15 protein-coding genes are annotated in these 16,676 nt (G+C 67.3%); 6 read left to right on the forward strand and 9 right to left on the reverse strand.

All coding sequences use genetic code 11. The features are described 5' to 3' along the window. Nucleotides 1-337 precede the first annotated feature (337 nt). The 4 genes from gyrB to dnaA all read right to left on the reverse strand — a co-directional run bounded on the left by gyrB (nucleotide 338) and on the right by dnaA (nucleotide 6,712). The gene (gene gyrB / locus ACO2Q2_RS12050) at nucleotides 338-2,758 is read right to left on the reverse strand and encodes a DNA topoisomerase (ATP-hydrolyzing) subunit B (protein WP_423256025.1); all 2,421 of its coding nucleotides are present in this window, start codon (nucleotides 2,756-2,758) and stop codon (nucleotides 338-340) included. Between the two features lie 76 nt (nucleotides 2,759-2,834). Beyond that, entirely contained in the window at nucleotides 2,835-3,908 is a 1,074-nt protein-coding gene (recF, locus tag ACO2Q2_RS12055; RefSeq protein WP_423256026.1) for a DNA replication/repair protein RecF, read from the reverse strand. 97 nt (nucleotides 3,909-4,005) lie between these two features. Then, a complete protein-coding gene (gene dnaN, locus ACO2Q2_RS12060; RefSeq protein ID WP_423256027.1) occupies nucleotides 4,006-5,106 on the reverse strand; it encodes a DNA polymerase III subunit beta in 1,101 nt (366 codons plus the stop codon). Between the two features lie 253 nt (nucleotides 5,107-5,359). Further along, on the reverse strand, nucleotides 5,360-6,712 hold the full coding sequence (dnaA, locus tag ACO2Q2_RS12065; RefSeq protein WP_423256028.1) for a chromosomal replication initiator protein DnaA: 1,353 nt from the start codon (nucleotides 6,710-6,712) through the stop codon (nucleotides 5,360-5,362). 200 nt (nucleotides 6,713-6,912) lie between these two features. Between dnaA and rpmH the strand changes: the two genes are divergently transcribed. Genes rpmH through ACO2Q2_RS12090 form a run of 5 tightly spaced genes read left to right on the forward strand, consistent with a single transcriptional unit; the run spans nucleotide 6,913 to nucleotide 10,868 of the window. Continuing rightward, nucleotides 6,913-7,047 carry a 50S ribosomal protein L34 gene (gene rpmH, locus ACO2Q2_RS12070; protein WP_008211413.1) on the forward strand — a complete coding sequence of 45 codons (135 nt, stop codon included), beginning with the start codon at nucleotides 6,913-6,915 and terminating at the stop codon, nucleotides 7,045-7,047. Nucleotides 7,048-7,061: 14 nt separating this feature from the next. Further along, nucleotides 7,062-7,442, forward strand: a complete 381-nt coding sequence (gene rnpA, locus ACO2Q2_RS12075; RefSeq protein ID WP_423256029.1) for a ribonuclease P protein component — start codon at nucleotides 7,062-7,064, stop codon at nucleotides 7,440-7,442. Between the two features lie 60 nt (nucleotides 7,443-7,502). Further along, the gene (gene yidC / locus ACO2Q2_RS12080; protein WP_423256030.1) at nucleotides 7,503-9,227 is read left to right on the forward strand and encodes a membrane protein insertase YidC; all 1,725 of its coding nucleotides are present in this window, start codon (nucleotides 7,503-7,505) and stop codon (nucleotides 9,225-9,227) included. A 51-nt stretch (nucleotides 9,228-9,278) separates the two neighbouring features. Further along, entirely contained in the window at nucleotides 9,279-10,625 is a 1,347-nt protein-coding gene (mnmE, locus tag ACO2Q2_RS12085; RefSeq protein ID WP_423256031.1) for a tRNA uridine-5-carboxymethylaminomethyl(34) synthesis GTPase MnmE, read from the forward strand. A 51-nt stretch (nucleotides 10,626-10,676) separates the two neighbouring features. Next, nucleotides 10,677-10,868, forward strand: a complete 192-nt coding sequence (locus ACO2Q2_RS12090; protein ID WP_423256032.1) for a hypothetical protein — start codon at nucleotides 10,677-10,679, stop codon at nucleotides 10,866-10,868. Between the two features lie 190 nt (nucleotides 10,869-11,058). On the opposite strand, the gene rbsK is transcribed toward ACO2Q2_RS12090, so the two are convergent. Continuing rightward, nucleotides 11,059-11,955: a ribokinase gene (gene rbsK, locus ACO2Q2_RS12095; RefSeq protein WP_423256033.1), complete on the reverse strand. Its 897-nt coding sequence runs from the start codon at nucleotides 11,953-11,955 to the stop codon at nucleotides 11,059-11,061. Nucleotides 11,956-12,105: 150 nt separating this feature from the next. Between rbsK and ACO2Q2_RS12100 the strand changes: the two genes are divergently transcribed. After that, a complete protein-coding gene (locus ACO2Q2_RS12100; RefSeq protein ID WP_423256034.1) occupies nucleotides 12,106-12,807 on the forward strand; it encodes a glutathione binding-like protein in 702 nt (233 codons plus the stop codon). 85 nt (nucleotides 12,808-12,892) lie between these two features. On the opposite strand, the gene ACO2Q2_RS12105 is transcribed toward ACO2Q2_RS12100, so the two are convergent. The 4 genes from ACO2Q2_RS12105 to ACO2Q2_RS12120 all read right to left on the reverse strand — a co-directional run bounded on the left by ACO2Q2_RS12105 (nucleotide 12,893) and on the right by ACO2Q2_RS12120 (nucleotide 16,611). Continuing rightward, on the reverse strand, nucleotides 12,893-13,507 hold the full coding sequence (locus tag ACO2Q2_RS12105; RefSeq protein ID WP_423256035.1) for a hypothetical protein: 615 nt from the start codon (nucleotides 13,505-13,507) through the stop codon (nucleotides 12,893-12,895). A 36-nt stretch (nucleotides 13,508-13,543) separates the two neighbouring features. After that, the gene (gene hslU / locus ACO2Q2_RS12110; protein ID WP_423256036.1) at nucleotides 13,544-14,878 is read right to left on the reverse strand and encodes an ATP-dependent protease ATPase subunit HslU; all 1,335 of its coding nucleotides are present in this window, start codon (nucleotides 14,876-14,878) and stop codon (nucleotides 13,544-13,546) included. Nucleotides 14,879-14,954: 76 nt separating this feature from the next. After that, on the reverse strand, nucleotides 14,955-15,524 hold the full coding sequence (gene hslV / locus ACO2Q2_RS12115) for an ATP-dependent protease subunit HslV (RefSeq protein ID WP_423256037.1): 570 nt from the start codon (nucleotides 15,522-15,524) through the stop codon (nucleotides 14,955-14,957). An 82-nt stretch (nucleotides 15,525-15,606) separates the two neighbouring features. Then, on the reverse strand, nucleotides 15,607-16,611 hold the full coding sequence (locus ACO2Q2_RS12120; protein WP_423256038.1) for a glycosyltransferase family 9 protein: 1,005 nt from the start codon (nucleotides 16,609-16,611) through the stop codon (nucleotides 15,607-15,609). Nucleotides 16,612-16,676 lie beyond the last annotated feature (65 nt).

Here is a 16,676-nt window from a genome sequence, read left to right on the forward strand (position 1 = left end):
AACGTCAGAAAACCCGCCGGCAACCATCCCTGGCGCCATGCTCCAACTTGACCGGCCTTCCCGGTGACGCCAAAGGGGACATGTTTAACTGGCACAGGGTGGGGACATTTCTAAATGGCGTTGACAGACGCGGCGCCGCATGATCTCTTTATAAAAATCAAACATTTAGCATGCGCCCGCGTATCGAACCCGGAGAGTGGCAAACGCAGCTATTTGCGCCGGCGCCGCGATCGCTCGGTGCCGGCCCTAGGAGCGTGGGCCGTAGGAGCCATTCGAGCTGTAAAGCTCTTCGCCGCGAACGTTTCTACGGCCCACGCTCCTAGCATGAAACGACCGCTCAGATGTCGAGGTTGGCGACCTTCAGCGCGTTCGCCTCGATGAACTCTCGGCGTGGCTCGACCGCCTCGCCCATCAGCATGGAAAACATCTGATCGGCTGCAAACGCATCTTCGATGCCGACCTGCAGCATGCGCCGGGTCTCCGGATTGACCGTGGTCTCCCACAGCTGCTCGGGGTTCATTTCACCCAAGCCCTTGAAGCGCTGGATCGTGCGACCCTTTTTCGCCTCGTCCAGCAGCCAGCTGCGGACCTCGGCGAAGCTGGTCACGCCCCGCGAAGCATTGCCGCGACGGATCACCGCACCGGACTGGATCAGGCCGCCGAGCTGTCGACTGACGTGGAGGATAGGCCGGAATTCGCCGCCGCTGAAAAACGGCTGGGGCAGCAGCCAGGTGTGGCTCAGACCGTGCTGCTCGCGCACCACTTCGATCGCCACCGGCTGCTCGGCGGCGGCCGGACGCAAAGCCATGCGATAGCGCGGCTTGCCCAGCCCGCTGGCGGCCAAGCGCCGGGTGGCGCCATCCAGCCAGGCCTGCATGGCGGTGGCATCGGCCCACAACGCGGGTTCCATCGGTGCATGCTCGAGCAGGGCCGTGAACACGGCGGCATCGAAGCGATGGCTGAGGCGACCGATCTGGTCGAGCGCCCCCTGGTAGTCACGCAGCAGTTTCTCCAGCGCCTCGCCGGTGATCGGCGGGACGTCCGGCGCACTTGTCAGTTCGGCGTTGTCCACCGCGTTGGAAATCAGGTAGTCGTTGAGGGCCGCATCGTCCTTCAGGTACATCTCCTGCTTGCCCTGCTTGAGCTTGTACAGCGGCGGCAGGCCGATGTAGACGTGGCCGCGCTCGATCAATTCCGGCATCTGCCGGTAGAAAAACGTCAGCAGCAGGGTGCGGATGTGCGACCCGTCCACGTCCGCGTCGGTCATGATGATGATGTGGTGGTAACGCAGCTTGTCCGGGTTGTAATCCTCCTTGCCGATCCCGGTGCCGAGCGCGGTGATCAGCGTGCCCACCTCGGCGGATGACAGCATCTTGTCGAAGCGCGCCTTCTCGACGTTGAGGATCTTGCCCTTCAGCGGCAGTACCGCCTGGGTCTTGCGGTTGCGGCCCTGCTTGGCCGAGCCGCCGGCCGAGTCCCCCTCGACCAGAAACAGTTCGCACAGCGCCGGATCCTTTTCCTGGCAGTCGGCCAGCTTGCCCGGCAGGCCGGCGATGTCCAGTGCGCCCTTGCGGCGGGTCATCTCGCGCGCCTTGCGCGCCGCCTCGCGGGCGCGGGCGGCATCCACCACCTTGGAGGCGATGGCCCTGGATTCGTTGGGATGTTCCAGCAGGAATTCGCCCAGTTTCTCGTTGACCGCCTGCTCCACTGCGGTCTTCACCTCGGAGGACACCAGCTTGTCCTTGGTCTGCGAGGAGAACTTCGGATCCGGCACCTTGACCGACAGTACTGCGATCAGGCCCTCGCGCATGTCGTCGCCGGACAGCGCCACCTTGGCGTTCCTGGCCAGGCCTTCCTTCTCGATGTAGTTCTGCAGCGAGCGGGTCAACGCGGCGCGGAAGCCGGTGAGATGGGTGCCACCGTCGCGCTGCGGGATGTTGTTGGTGAAGCAGAACATGGTTTCCTGGTAGGAGTCCGTCCACTGCATCGCCAGCTCGACCACGATACCGTCGGTCTCCGACTCGGACTTCAGGTTGATCACGTTCGGGTGCAGCGGCGTCTTCAACTGGGCCAGGTGCCGGACGAACGAGGCGATACCTCCCTCGTAGGCGAAGCGATCCTGGCGACCCTCGCCACGCTCGTCCTTCAGGTCGATGGTGACGCCCGAATTGAGGAAGGCCAGTTCGCGCAGGCGCTTGGCCAGGATGTCGTAATGGAACTCGATGTGGGTAAAGGTTCCGGGGCTCGGGACGAAGCGCACCCGGGTGCCGCGCCGGGTGGTGTCGCCGACCACCTTGATCGGGTACACCGGCTCGCCTCCGGCGTATTCCTGCAGGTGCTCCTTGCCGTCGCGCCAGATCGTGAGCCAGAGATGGGAGCTGAGCGCGTTGACCACCGACACGCCCACGCCATGCAGGCCGCCGGAGACCTTGTATGAGTTGGCGTCGAACTTGCCGCCGGCATGCAGCACGGTCATCACCACTTCGGCGGTGGAGCGTCCCTCCTCCGGATGCGTGTCGACCGGGATACCGCGACCGTTGTCGCTGATGCTGACCGAGCCATCGTCGTGGATGGTTACCTCGACGTGGTCGCAATAGCCCGCGAGCGCTTCGTCGATCGAGTTGTCCACGACTTCGAACACCATGTGGTGCAGGCCGGTACCGTCATCGGTGTCGCCGATGTACATGCCTGGGCGCTTGCGCACCGCTTCGAGGCCCTTGAGTACCTTGATGTTGCTCGAATCGTAGGTCGTATTCATGCGGTGACTGATCTCCGGCGCCGGAAACCCATCCGGCAGGGCGCCATGAAGGGCCGGAGAGGGTTGAACCGATCGATTATAGCAGGGGGCTTACCCTGCCCTGTTCCACGTGGAACAGCCGGGCCTCGGAGCGCAGGCTCGCCGGGCAATCGGTGCCACTGACCAGAATCTGCGCTTCGGCGTCACCCAGCTGGGCAACCAGTGCGGACTGATGCGCGGTGTCCAGCTCCGAGGCCAGATCGTCGATGCAGACCACCGGCCATTCGCCAGCGTGCTTCGCAAACAGTGCGGCCTGGGCCAGGAGGCAGGCGACCGCGGTCAGCTTTTCCTGGCCGCGGGAAAGGTGCTCGCGCAGCGGAGCGTGTTCATAGTTCACCATCCAGTCGGCCCGGTGGGCGCCTTGCGTGGTATGCCCGCGCCCCAGGTCGCGGGCGCGCTGGGCCACCAGCGCCTCCCCCAGCGTCAATCCCTCGCCCCAGCCCCGGCGGAATCGGAGCGTGACGTTGCCGAGCTCGGGAATCAGCTGGCCCACGTACTGCGCGACCAGCATCAGCCATTGGGCCAGATACTGTTCGCGCCAGGCCGTGATCACCCCGGCCGTGTCATCCATCTCCTGTTCCCACGGGAGGTAGAGGCTATTGGCGAGCTCCCCGGAGCGCAGCAGGCTGTTGCGCTGCCTGAGCGCCCGCTGATAGCGACGCCACAAGGCCAGGAAATCCTGTTCCACGTGGAACACTCCCCAATCGAGGAAGCGCCGCCGCTCTTCGGCACCCGCGGCAATCAGCGCATGCGATCCCGGATCGAAGCTCACCACGGCGCATTCGCTGACGAGCTCGGAGAGACGAACGCCCTGCCCGTCCAAGCGTCCCTGCCAGCGCGAGCCTTCCCGCCCCAGACCCAGTCGCCGCCGGGTCGATCCGTGGCGGATCAGCTCGGCATAAATGCTGAGCGTGTCGGCCCCGCGCTGAAGCAGGGCATCGCGCGCGCCCGAACGAAACGACCGTCCGTGCGACAGCAGGAACACCGCTTCGAGCAGACTGGTCTTGCCCGCACCGTTGGCACCGACGAATACGTTGATGCCCGGAGCGGGTTCCAGCGTCACGTCGTCCAGGCATCGCAGCGCCTGGATCCGCAGCTTGTCGACTCTCACGGACGCGCCCGCAAAGAAGAACGCCGGAGCGTCAGCAGACGGCTCCGGCGTTGAGTGATTCCGTGGACGGCGACGGAAACGTTCATCCGCCCCGGCGTCAAAGGCGCAGCGGCATGATCACGTGCCGGGACTGCTCGTTGTCGTCTTCCTGCACCAGGCAGCTGGACTGGGCATCGCGCAGGTTGAGCCGCGCGCGATCACCCCGCAACGCCGCCAGCGCGTCAAGCAGATAGCCGACGTTGAATCCGACGGCCAGATCGGACACGGCGGTGTCGGCCTCGAGTTCTTCCACCGCCTCTTCCTGCTCGGGGTTGTGCGCCACGATGCGCAGCTTGCCGGGCGACAGCTCCAGCTTCACCCCACGGTATTTCTCGTTGGACAGAATCGCGGCGCGCTGCAAGGCGCCGCGCAGCACCTCGCGATCCAGCGTGGCGCATTTGTCCGCACCGAGCGGAATCACCGCCTCGTACTCCGGAAACCGGCCATCGATCAGTTTCGAGGTGAACACCACGTCGCCACGCCGCACGCGCAGATGGTTCCTGCCGAACTCCAGATCCACGGTGCCCTCGCCGGGTTCGAACAGACCGATCAGTTCGTTGACTCCCTTGCGGGGAATGATGATCTGGCGGCGGCTGGCGACCGAGCTCTCGAGCCGGGTTTCCTTCAAGGCCAGCCGATGGCCGTCAGTAGCCACGCAACGCAGGGTGTGTTCCTGCAGGTCCAGCAGCATGCCGTTGAGGTAATAGCGCACGTCCTGGTTGGCCATGGCGAACGCCGTGCGTTCCATCAGGTCGCGCAGCACTTCCTCCGGGAGGCTGACCTTTTCGAGCAGCTCGATCTCGTCGATAGTCGGAAACTCGGACGCCGGCAGCGTCGCCAGCGTGAAACGGCTGCGGCCAGCGTGTAGCGCGACGCGGTCACCGTTGAGTTTCAGCTCGATCCGGGCGCCGTCGGGCAGGGCCCGCACGATATCGACCAGCTTGCGGGCGGGAATCGTGACCTCACCATCGACCGGTGTGTCGGCGGTCGCGCTGGCGACCATTTCCACCTCAAGATCGGTGCCGGTCATCGACACGCGGCCAGCGGCGACCCGGATCAGCAGGTTCGCCAGCACGGGCAGGGTCTGGCGGCGCTCGACGACGCCCACGACCTGCTGCAACGGCTTGAGCAGGGCTTCTCGTTGGATGCTGAATTGCATGAATGGGCGTCCCCTACACTGCTTCTCTGGTTTTTAAAAGAAGGTTAGTGGCTGTTGTAGAGGCGGTGCATAAGCCTCTCAACCGCCAATAAACCTTTCGTGTCAATAACTTACGCCTTGCCGTGGCTGTGGCTGACGTGGCTGCCGGGCTGTGTGCCAATTGTGGATAAATTTCGAGGCCAAAGCATCCCCCAGTTATCCACAACTTCCAACTGCCCTTATCAAGGGCTTGTGGTCGCCGCACCGCGGTCACTCAACCGGTAAGGGTGCGGATCAGCTGTTCCCAGTCCTGGCGCATGCGCGCATCGGTCTCGCTGAGTTTCTTGATGGTGCGGCAAGCGTGCAGCACCGTGGTGTGGTCGCGTCCGCCGAAGGCCTCGCCGATCTCCGGCAGGCTGTGCTCGGTCAGCTCCTTGGACAGGGCCATCGCCATCTGCCGTGGCCGGGCCAGCGAACGCACGCGCCGCTTGGACAACAGGTCCTGCAGGCGCACGTTGAAGTACTCGCCGACGATCTTCTGGATGTTCGCAATCGTCACTGCCTGGGCGTGGGTGGCCAGCAGGTCGCGCAGCGTTTCCTCGGCGAAGTCGATGGTGATCGGCCGGCGGAAGAAGTTCGCCTTGGCCGCCAGCGTGTTGAGCGCGCCTTCGAGATCGCGCACGTTGGAGCGGATGCGCTTGGCCAGCAGCATCGCCACGCTCTCGCTCACGTCCACGCCCTTGTCGTGCGCCTTGGACAGCAGGATCGCCGCGCGGGTCTCGAAATCCGGCGGCTCGATCGCCACCGACAGCCCCCAGCCCAGGCGCGATTTCAGCCGCGGTTCGAGCTTGTCCACTTCCTTCGGATAGCGGTCGCAGGTGAGGATGATCTGCTGCTTGGACTCGAACAGCGCGTTGAAGGTGTGGAAGAACTCCTCCTGCGTGGTGTCCTTGCCGGCAAAGAACTGGATGTCGTCGATCAGCAGCGCGTCGACCGAGCGGAAACGCTGCTTGAACTGGTCCATGCTCTTGGCGCGCAGCGCCTCGATCATCGAGCCGACGAACTGTTCCGAGCGCAGGTACAGCACCTTGAAGTCCGGATTGCGCTCGCGCATCAGGTTGCCGGCGGCGTGCATCAGGTGGGTCTTGCCCAGCCCGGTGCCGCCGTAGAGCAGCAGCGGGTTGTAGGCGCGCCCGGGGTTGGTCGCCACCTGCATCGCGGCCGCCTTGCCCAGCTGGTTGGACTTGCCCTCGACGAAGGTTTCGAAGGTGTAGTGCGGATCCAGGTTGTGGTTGAAGCTCGCGGTCGCCGGGGCAGGCGCGTGGCCCGGAGCTGCCGGTCGGGCGGCCCCGGGCGCGCTGGCCGGCCGGTTCGGAGCCGCGCGCGGCGTGTTCGAGCCCACTTCCAGCCGCACGGCAAGCGCATGCCCGGTGAGCTGCAGCAGGATTTTTTCGATCAGCGGCAGATAGCGCTCGCGAACCGTGTCCAGCGTGTAGGGATTGGGGGCGAACAGCTGCAGCCCGGTGTTCTCGTCACGGGCCTGCAGGGGCATCAGCCAGGTGTGCAGTTCCTCGGCGCCGAGCTCGCCGTCCAGACGCTCCAGACAGCGCCGCCAAAGATCACTCATGAATGCTTTTCAACCACGGCTGGGGGCGCTTGCGCGCGGGGTGGGCCGGCAAGTCTAGCAGTACCGTCCACCGGCTACGGCATAATTATCCACACCCCTGTCCACAGGGCGAGCGCGGCTCGCGGACGCGCCAATTGACAGCGGACGGCCTTGTTCCGCATACTTTTCAACCTTTTTCTCAACTTACCCAGGAGGAAGCCATGAAGCGGACCTTCCAGCCCAGCAAGCTCAAGCGCGCCCGCACCCACGGCTTTCGTGCCCGCATGGCCACGGCCGACGGGCGCAAGATCCTCAACGCGCGTCGCGCCAAGGGCCGCAAGCGCCTGATCCCGTAAGCGGCGCGCAGACCATGCGTGCCGCCGGCTTGCCGCGCGAGGCGCGGCTGTGCCGCGCCGGTGACTTCGCCGCCTTGCGTCAAGCCAGCGGCCGCTTCGGCGGCCGCTGTTTTTCTGTGCGTTTTCGCCAGAACGGGCTGGGTCATGCCCGCCTGGGCCTGGCCATCTCCAAGCGCGTGTCCAAGCGCGCGGTCGAGCGCAATCGCATCAAGCGACTGGCCCGCGAGTCGTTCCGACGCGTTCGCCACGATCTGCCCGCCGTCGATCTGGTGCTGATGGCGCGCGAACAGGCTGCCGGTCTGCCCGGCGCGGAGCTGCTGGCCGAGCTCGATGCGCTGTGGCGCAAGTTTGCGCCGTTGAAGCGCGATCCTTCCGCCGGCACAATCGTGCGTTGATCTTTTTCTCCCCCGTCCTTTCGCTGCGCGTTGCGCGGTGACCACCGGATCCGCCCCGCGATGAATCAAACGCGCACCTTCCTCCTTTTCGCCCTGGTCGCCGTGGCCTACCTGCTGTGGAACGCCTGGGAGAAAGATTATGGTCCGCAGCCGACGGTGCCCACCGCCGCGGCCGTTGCCGACGCCCCATCCGCAGCCGCATCCGCGGCCGCGGATGCCAGCGTACCGGGCGCCAGTGCGCCGGCGCCGGCCATGCCGTCGAGTGTCGCCGCCGACCAGCCCGGCCAGCTGATCACCGTGACCACCGACGTGCTGCGCCTGACCATCGACACGCGCGGCGGCAGCCTGGTGCGCTCGGAGCTGCTGAACTACCCGGTGACGCCGCGCACGAAGAAGAACCCGCATCCCGCGCCGATCCGCCTGCTCGACGACCGCGCCACGCACTTCTTCGCCGCACAGGACGGCCTGATCAGCGCCACCGCCGCCGCGCCCGACCACCGCGCGCTGTTCCAGGCCGGCGCCACCAGCTACACGCTCGCCAAGGGCCAGGACGCGCTGAACATCGACCTTGCCTGGACCGATCCGTCCGGCGTACGCGTGATCAAGCGCTATACCTTGCATCGCGGCAGCTACGTGATCGACCTCACGCAGCAGATCGACAACGGCAGCGCCAAGGCGTGGACCGGCAACGCCTACCGCCAGCTGCAGCGCGTGGTGCCGCCGCCGCCGGTGCACAGCAATTTCCTGGAGAAGTTCTCCGACCAGTCGCGCTACAGCTTTTTCGGCGTGGCCTGGTACAGCCCGGAAAAGAAGTTCGACAAGCTGCCCTTCGACAAATTCGAGAAGGAGCCGCTGAACCGCACCATCGCCGGCGGCTGGATCGCGATGGAGCAGCACTATTTCGTTACCGCATGGCTGCCGCCGGCCAAGGAGACCGACACCTTCACCACGGCCGTAATCAAGGATCAGGACGGCCCGCGCTACCTGATCCGCGACATGGGTCCGGGCATCACCATTGCGCCCGGCCAGCAGGGCAGCAGCACGGCGCGTCTGTACGTGGGTCCGAAGCTGCGCGAAAAGCTCGCCGCCATCGCACCGGGGCTGGAGCTCACGCTCGACTACGGCATGTTCTCGATCGTCGCCAGCCCGCTGCACTGGATCCTCAACCAGCTGCACAAGTTCTCGGGCAACTGGGGCTTTGCGATCATCCTGCTGGTGCTGCTGATCAACGTGGCGATCTACAAGCTCAGCGAGGCGCAGTACGTCTCCGCCGCGCGCATGCGCAAGCTCAAGCCGCGGATGGACGCGCTCAAGGAGCGCTACGGCGACGACAAGCAGAAGATGCAGCAGGCGATGATGGAGCTGTACAAGAAGGAGAAGATCAACCCGGTCGCCGGCTGTCTGCCGGTGCTGATCACGATCCCGATCTTCTTCGCCCTGTACACCGTGCTGCGCGAGAGCGTCGAGCTGCGCCAGGCGCCGTTCATCGGCTGGATCCACGATCTGTCGGCCGCCGATCCGTACTTCGTGCTGCCAGCGCTCTACGTGCTGGTGATGCTGGCCACGCAGTGGATGATGCCGCAGCAGCCGGGCATGGATCCGACCCAGGCGAAGATGATGAAGTTCATGCCGCTGATGTTCGCGGTGATGTTCGCCTTCTTCCCGGCCGGCCTGGTGGTGTACTACATCGTCAACGGCCTGTGCCGGCTGGCCCAGCAGTGGTGGGTGACCCGCCGCATCGACCGCGCCGAGGCCGCCAAGGGCCAGGCGATCGCCAAGAGCTGATCGCGCTAACGCCCGCCGCGATCCGCGGCGGGCTGCCGGGAGTCACGCTGCGTGAGTGATGCCGCGACCGTCGACACCATCGCCGCCATCGCCACGGCCCCGGGTGCTGCTGGCGTGGGCGTGGTGCGTATCTCGGGTCCGGCCGTGCCGGACATCGCCAGCGTCCTGCTCGGCCGCATGCCGTTGCCGCGTCATGCCCACTTCCTCGCCCTGCGCGATCGCGCCGGCGAACTGATCGATCGCGGCCTGCTGCTGCATTTCCCCGCCCCGGCGTCCTACACCGGCGAGCACGTGCTCGAACTGCAGGGTCACGGCAGCGCGGTGCTGCTCGATGCGCTGCTGAAGCGCGTGTGCGAACTGGGCGCGCGGCCGGCGCGGCCGGGCGAGTTCACCGAACGCGCCTTTCTCAACGGCAAGCTGGACCTGGCCCAGGCCGAGGCGGTCGCCGATCTCATCGCGGCCCGCTCGCAGGCGGCGGCGCGGGCCGCGCTGCAGTCGATGGAAGGCGTGTTTTCCCGCCGCGTGCAGCATCTGCTCGATGCACTCATCGCGCTGCGCGTGCACATCGAGGCGGCGATCGATTTTCCCGAGGAGGAGATCGACTTCCTCGCCGACCCCGCCATCGCCCGGCAGCTGCACGCACTGCGCGACGAGCATGTCCAATTGCTGCGCGAGGCCGAGCGCGGCGTGCGCCTGGGCGACGGCCTGCGCGTGGCGATCATCGGCCGCCCGAACGTGGGCAAGTCCAGCCTGCTCAACGCGCTGGCCGGACGCGATCGCGCCATCGTCACGCCGATCGCCGGCACCACCCGCGACGTGCTGCGCGAGAGCGTGCAGCTCGACGGCGTCACACTGGAGCTGGCCGACACCGCGGGCCTGCGCGAGACCGACGACGAAGTCGAGCGCGAAGGTGTGCGCCGCGCCCAGCAGGAGCTGGCGCAGGCCGACGTGGCGTTGCTGGTCACCGAGCAGGCGCACCGGCTGGAAGACCAGGCCCTGCTGTCGTCGCTGCCCCCCGCGGTGACCCGTCTCGTGGTGATCAACAAGATCGACCGCGACGGTCGCCCGAGCGTCGATCCTGCGCAGGCCGACGCCGCGCTGTGGCTCTCCGCCCGCAGCGGCGAAGGCCTCGACACCTTGCGCACGCGATTGCGCGTGCTGGCCGCAGCGGGCAGTGGCGAAGGCGCCTTCAGCGCGCGCCGCCGGCACGTGCTGGCGCTGCGGCGGGTCGGCGAGCATCTGGATCAGGCCGCGGCCGTGCTGGCCGCCACCCGTGCCGGCGAACTGGCCGCCGAGGAGCTGCGCCAGGCCCAGCACGCGCTGGGCGAGATCACCGGCAGCTACACCAGCGACGACCTGCTCGGCGCGATCTTCGGTTCGTTCTGCATCGGCAAGTAGCGTCTGCCGCGATGCCTTCTCGTCAAGATTGTCGCTGAGCCGGAGTTGGCGTTGTCGCCGACGGTGCGCAGCAACCCGGAGCGCTTCGTCGAATCCGATATCGTGGACAAGGTCAGTTGGAAACGGCGTGGTTCGCGCAACGACAGCTGCGAAATTCGCCAGTGGCCTGCCGCGGCTTTGGCCGTCCACTATGGTATGCGGGCGGTGCAAGGCCGGCTGGCGGGCTTCGAAGCACAGATCTGAAGCACAGATCAAGAAGATTGCCGCGTGACCTCCTCCAAGGCTCCGGCAAGCCATCAACCCGCGCGCTTCGACGGCGATGGGCCATCGAACGCTGGCCCTGGTCACTGCTTGCGCATACGAGGAAGAGAAACGCGGCCGACACCCGCGGCCGATCAAAGGCTCCGTTGTAATGATCGGCAAAGGAGCGCGGCTAAGCCTGACGGGCTGTCAGAAAAGCGCCCAATTCGTGGGATGTGGGCATGCCGCCCTGCGCGCCGAGCCGGGTGACCGACAGCGCGGCGGCGGCGCAGGCCTTGCGCACGGCCTGCTCCAAGCCCTCGTGCAGATAGACCGCCAGCGCGCCGTTGAAGGTGTCGCCCGCCCCGGTGGTGTCGACCACGCTGACCGGGAAACCGGGCTGGTGCTGCGCCTGGCCGTGCACGCGGTACCACGCGCCCTCGCCGCCGCGGGTCAGCACCACCGGACACGGCGCGCGTTCCATCAGCGCGCGGAAGTCATCGTCCGCGTCGCCGTCCAGCACGGTGGCCAGTTCGTGCTGGTTCGGCGTGAGGTAGCTGGCCAGCGCGAGCCATTCGCGCGGCAGCGGCTGTGCCGGCGCGGGGTTGAGGATCACCGGCACGTCCAGGCGATGGCCCAGACGCACCGTGGCCTCCACCGACTCCCGCGGAATCTCCATCTGCACCAGCACCGCGTCGGCGCGCGCGATGCACGCGCGCGCCGCCTCCACCCGCGCCGGCGTCACGCGCGCGTTGGCGGCGGGCACTACGATGATCCGGTTGTCGCCCTCGGCCACGGTGATCGAGGCGGTGCCGCTGCCGCTGTCGTCGAGCGTCGCCACGTGGGCGAGGTCGATGCCTTCGTGCGCCAGTCCGCGCAGCAACCCGGCGCCGAACGCGTCGTTGCCGACCGCGCCGACCAGCGCCACCTCGGCGCCCAGCCGAGCCGCCGCCACGGACTGGTTGGCGCCCTTGCCGCCGGGCACGGTGAGAAAGCGTTCGCCAAGCAGGGTCTCGCCGGCACCCGGAAAACGCGGTGCCACGGTGACCAGATCCATGTTGATGCTGCCAACGACGACGATGCGGACCATGCCGTCTCCCGGAGAGTGCGTGGGCTGAGGAGCATACGCGATGCGCCTTCGCGCCCGCCGGGGCGGGCGCGGCGAGTTGTGGCCGCGCCGCTTGAAAGTACCCACCACCACCCGGATCTCGGGGAGATGTCCCCCGCCGCGGAAAACACCATGATCGAGCTCCATTACTGGCCCACCCCCAACGGCCACAAGATCACCCTGCTGCTGGAGGAAACCGGCCTGCCGTACACCATCCGGCCGGTGAACATCGGTCGCGGCGAGCAATTTGCAGCGGAGTTCCTGCGCATCTCGCCGAACAACCGCATGCCGGCCATCGTCGACACCGCCCCGGCCGACGGCGGCGCGCCGCTGAGCGTGTTCGAATCCGGCGCCATCCTCGAATACCTGGCGGACAAGACCGGCCGGTTCCTGCCCGCCGCCGGCCGCGCCCGCTACGAGGTGCTGCAGTGGCTGTACTGGCAGGTCGGCGGGCTCGGCCCGATGCTGGGCCAGAACCATCACTTCAACCGCTACGCGCCGGAAAAGATTCCCTACGCGATCGACCGCTACGTCAACGAGACGCGCCGCCTGTACGGGGTGCTGGACCGCCGGCTGGCCGATCGCGATTTTCTTGCCGGCGCCGAGTACAGCATCGCCGACATGGCCGCCTATCCGTGGATCGTGCCGCACGAGGCGCAGGGCATGAGGCTGGCCGATTTCGCGCATCTGGCCGCGTGGTTCGAACGCATCGGCGCCCGCGCGGCCACCCGCCGTGCCTACGCCCTGGCCGACACCATCGAGGACAAGCTCGACCTGGCCACCGATGAAGAAGCGCGCCGTCACATGTTCGGCCCGGGCGTGGCAAACCGGTAGCTCGCGTCGCGGGCGGGTCGTCCAGCAAAAAGCCCACCGTGTTCCACGGTGGGCTTTGTCCCGGTCAGCGGCGAAGCGGAACCTGCTACTGCGCGCGTCCCACGCCCGAGTCGCCCTGCTCCAGCGGCGGCGGGGTGCCGGCCACGGCGAGCAGCGATTGCGCGTAGCCGTCCTCAAGGCTGATGGTGGACACCTCGTCCCACGAGAAGAACGACGCCTCGCGCAGCCATTCGGCGTCAGGCGTGATCTCCTGCATGCTGAAGCCGTCCTCCTCCACCGCGAGCAGGCGTCCGACGTAGCAGACCTCGGCCTCTTCCTCGCTGTCCACGTGCACGCCGAGCACCGGCGCGATCTGGCCGGCCGCCTGCACCACTTCGCGGATGCCGTCCAGCGGGAAGCCGCGCGGCACGCGCGGCAGGATGCCCTTGAGCGCCAACGCCTTTTCCATGAATCCGTGGTGGGTGTCGGGCGCTTCCAGCTCGGTGATGTCACGGTGGCGCATGACGTACATGCCGTCGTAGGTGATGGCGTCGCCCACCACCCAGAGCAGGAAGAACTCCCGCCCGACACCGCCCACGTAGCCGCAGAAGCTGCCGTGCTCCAGCTCGCCGCGCCACAGCCGGATCAGCTGGTGCTTCTGCTGCGCCTCGCGCAACTGGGCACGCTGGCCGGTGATTTTCAGTTCGATGACCTTGCCCATGGCGCGCACTTTACCAGACGGGGTCGGTCCGCTTGTTTAGAGGATGTAGCGGCTCAGATCCTGGTCCTGCACCAGTTCGCCCAGCGTTTTTTCTACAAATTCGCCGTCGATCAGGTATTTTTCGCCGCTTTTGTCTGCGGCATCGTACGAGATGTCTTCCAGCAGGCGTTCCATCACGGTGTGCAGGCGGCGCGCGCCGATGTTCTCGGTGCGTTCGTTCACCTGGAACGCCACCTCGGCCAGCCGGTCGATGCCCGTCTCGGTGAACTCGATGGTCACGCCCTCGGTGGCGAGCAGGGCGACGTACTGCTTGGTCAGCGCGTTGTTCGGCTCGCGCAGGATGCGCTTGAAGTCGTCCACCGACAGCGCCGACAGCTCGACGCGGATCGGCAATCGGCCCTGCAGCTCGGGAATCAGGTCCGACGGCCGCGCCAGCGAGAACGCGCCGGAGGCGATGAACAGCATGTGGTCGGTCTTGATCGGTCCGTACTTGGTGGACACGGTGGAGCCTTCCACCAACGGCAGCAGGTCGCGCTGCACGCCCTCGCGGCTGACCCCGGCGTGGCCGTGGTCGGAGCGCTGGGCCACCTTGTCGATCTCGTCGATGAAGACGATGCCGTGCTGCTCGGCGGCGAACACCGCCTGGCTGCGCACCTCCTCCTCGTTGAGCAGCTTGCCGGCCTCCTCGTCGATCAGCAGCGGCCGCGCCGCCTTGATCGGCAGCTTGCGCGTCTGCGTCTTGCCGCCGCCGAGGTTCTGGAACATCTGGCGCAGCTGGGCGCCCATCTCCTCCATGCCGGGCGGCGACATGATCTCCACGCCGACGTTCATCGCCGTTTCCAGCTCGATCTCGCGTTCGTCCAGCGCGCCCTCGCGCAGCTGCTTGCGCAGCTTCTGGCGGGTGTCGCCGTCGCTCGCCGGCGCCGGATCGTGGCTCCAGTCCGCCGGCGCCTGCCGGCGCGGCAGCAGGGCGTCGAGGATGCGGTCCTCGGCGCGATCCTCGGCCTGCGAGCGCACGCGCCTGACCGCCTGCTCGCGGGTCAGCTTGTAGGCCACGTCGGCCAGGTCGCGGATGATCGACTCGACGTCCTTGCCGACGTAGCCCACCTCGGTGAACTTGGTCGCCTCCACCTTCACGAACGGCGCGCTGGCGAGCGTGGCCAGGCGGCGCGCGATCTCGGTCTTGCCCACGCCGGTGGGGCCGATCATCAGGATGTTCTTCGGCGTCACCTCGTTGCGCAGCGCCGGCTCCAGCTGCATGCGGCGCCAGCGGCTGCGCAGCGCCACCGCCACGGCGCGCTTGGCGTCCTGCTGGCCGATGATGTAGCGGTCGAGTTCGTTGACGATTTCGCGGGGGGTCAGTTCGCTCATGGCTGCGCCGGGATTCGGGATCGGGGATTCGGGATTCGGAAAAACGGGTGTGTCGCGAGGCTGCGGGACGGGGCTCTCACGAATCCCGCATCCCGTCTCCCGAATCCCGTCCATCGAGCTCTTCGATGGACACGTTGTGATTGGTGTAGATGCAGATGTCGCCGGCGATCTTCAGCGCCTGCTCGACGATGCTGCGCGCATCGAGGTCGGAGTTTTCCAGCAGCGCCATCGCGGCGGACTGCGCATACGGGCCGCCGGAACCGATCGCGATCAGGCCGTGCTCGGGTTCGAGCACGTCGCCGTTGCCGGAGATCAGCAGCGAGGCGTCCTTGTCGGCCACCGCGAGCATCGCCTCGAGCTTTCCGTAGCGGCGGTCGGTGCGCCAGTCCTTGGCCATCTCCACCGCGGCGCGAGTGAGGTTGCCGCCGTGCTTGTCCAGCTTCTGCTCGAACAGCTCGAACAGGGTGAACGCATCGGCGGTGGCGCCGGCGAAGCCGGCCAGCACCTCGCCCTTGCCGAGGCGGCGGATCTTGCGTGCATTGGCCTTCATCACCGTGTTGCCCAGGGTGACCTGGCCGTCGCCGCCGATCACGACCTTGCCGTGGCGGCGCACCGAGACGATGGTGGTGGCGTGGAACGATTCCATGGGAATTCCGCTCAGGGACACAAACCGCCTGAGTGGGGTTGCACGGCAGCGATTGCAAGCGCGACGGGCGCCGGGGACGCCCTCAGCGCAGCGTGGCGGCGGCCGTGGGCAGCGTGTCGAGGAAGGCGATCGCCGCCGCGGCCGCGGCGGTCGGCACGGCGTTGTCGTCCACCGCCACGGCGGCATCGTGCGGGCCGTACGGACGGTAGCGCGCGAGGTTGGGGCGGGTGAACAGGCCCAGCGTGGGCGTGCCGGCAGCACAGGCCAGATGCATCACGCCGCAGTCGGCGCTGATGTAGGCGTCGCATGCGGCGATCAGTGCGGCCATGCGGCGTATGTCGCTGGAATAGAATGCGGGGAAGCGGCCGTCCAACTGCGATTTTCCATCCGCCGCCACCATCTCGATCACCCGCAGGGCCGGGTCGTGCGCGGCCAGCATGTCGATGAATTCCTGCCACCAGCGGCCGGGCAGCCGCTTGCTGCCGGTGGCATTGGGAAAGACCGCCACCACCGGGCCGCGTCGCGTCGCGTCGGCCGGCGTGCCGAGCAGGTCGGCCAGCGTCTCCCGACCATGGCGGCACTCGTCTGCGCCAAGCCGGATACGCAGCCGCGGCGGCGCCATCGTGGCCGCGTCAGGCGTCGCCAGCGCGATGTGCAGCGCATGCACCGCGTCCAGCGCGAAGTGTCCGCACGTCTTCGCCCAGGCTTCGCGCCAGGCGGGGTCGGCATCATCCAGTTCGCGTGCGTCCGAGGGCGGCGCGAGCCATTGCCGGGCACCACTCCACCGTGCCAGCCAGCGTCCGGAGCGCGAGCCGCGCGCGCAGTCGATCGCCAGGTCGTAGCGGTTGCGCCGCAAATGGCGCAGCAGGCGCAACAGGCGCAGCGGATGGTGGCCGGGTCGCCGGGTGAGCTGGTGGATGCGGCGCACCTGGCGGAAACCGGCGAACACCTCACCGGCCGCCTCGCAGCCGGTCACCACGTCCACTTCGGCGCCCGGGAAATGGCGTTCCAGTTCACACAGCAGGGGCGTGATCAGCAGGGTGTTGCCCAGCCGGTGGTTCGGGCGCAGCACCAGGATGCGATGCACGCCGCGTGCCGACAGCCCGTTTGCGGTAACCCGCCGCGGCGCAGCCGGCCGGAGGCGCGATGGCG

Source organism: Dyella sp. KRB-257, from assembly GCF_049445995.1.
Taxonomy (GTDB): domain Bacteria; phylum Pseudomonadota; class Gammaproteobacteria; order Xanthomonadales; family Rhodanobacteraceae; genus Dyella_A.

Coding starts and splice junctions, on each gene's coding strand:
- gyrB (WP_423256025.1), bottom strand. CDS start 2,758: ATGAATACGACCTACGATTCGAGCAACATCAAGGTACTCAAGGGCCTC.
- dnaN (WP_423256027.1), bottom strand. CDS start 5,106: ATGCAATTCAGCATCCAACGAGAAGCCCTGCTCAAGCCGTTGCAGCAG.
- dnaA (WP_423256028.1), bottom strand. CDS start 6,712: ATGAGTGATCTTTGGCGGCGCTGTCTGGAGCGTCTGGACGGCGAGCTC.
- rpmH (WP_008211413.1), top strand. CDS start 6,913: ATGAAGCGGACCTTCCAGCCCAGCAAGCTCAAGCGCGCCCGCACCCAC.
- rnpA (WP_423256029.1), top strand. CDS start 7,062: ATGCGTGCCGCCGGCTTGCCGCGCGAGGCGCGGCTGTGCCGCGCCGGT.
- yidC (WP_423256030.1), top strand. CDS start 7,503: ATGAATCAAACGCGCACCTTCCTCCTTTTCGCCCTGGTCGCCGTGGCC.
- rbsK (WP_423256033.1), bottom strand. CDS start 11,955: ATGGTCCGCATCGTCGTCGTTGGCAGCATCAACATGGATCTGGTCACC.
- ACO2Q2_RS12100 (WP_423256034.1), top strand. CDS start 12,106: ATGATCGAGCTCCATTACTGGCCCACCCCCAACGGCCACAAGATCACC.
- ACO2Q2_RS12105 (WP_423256035.1), bottom strand. CDS start 13,507: ATGGGCAAGGTCATCGAACTGAAAATCACCGGCCAGCGTGCCCAGTTG.
- hslU (WP_423256036.1), bottom strand. CDS start 14,878: ATGAGCGAACTGACCCCCCGCGAAATCGTCAACGAACTCGACCGCTAC.
- hslV (WP_423256037.1), bottom strand. CDS start 15,524: ATGGAATCGTTCCACGCCACCACCATCGTCTCGGTGCGCCGCCACGGC.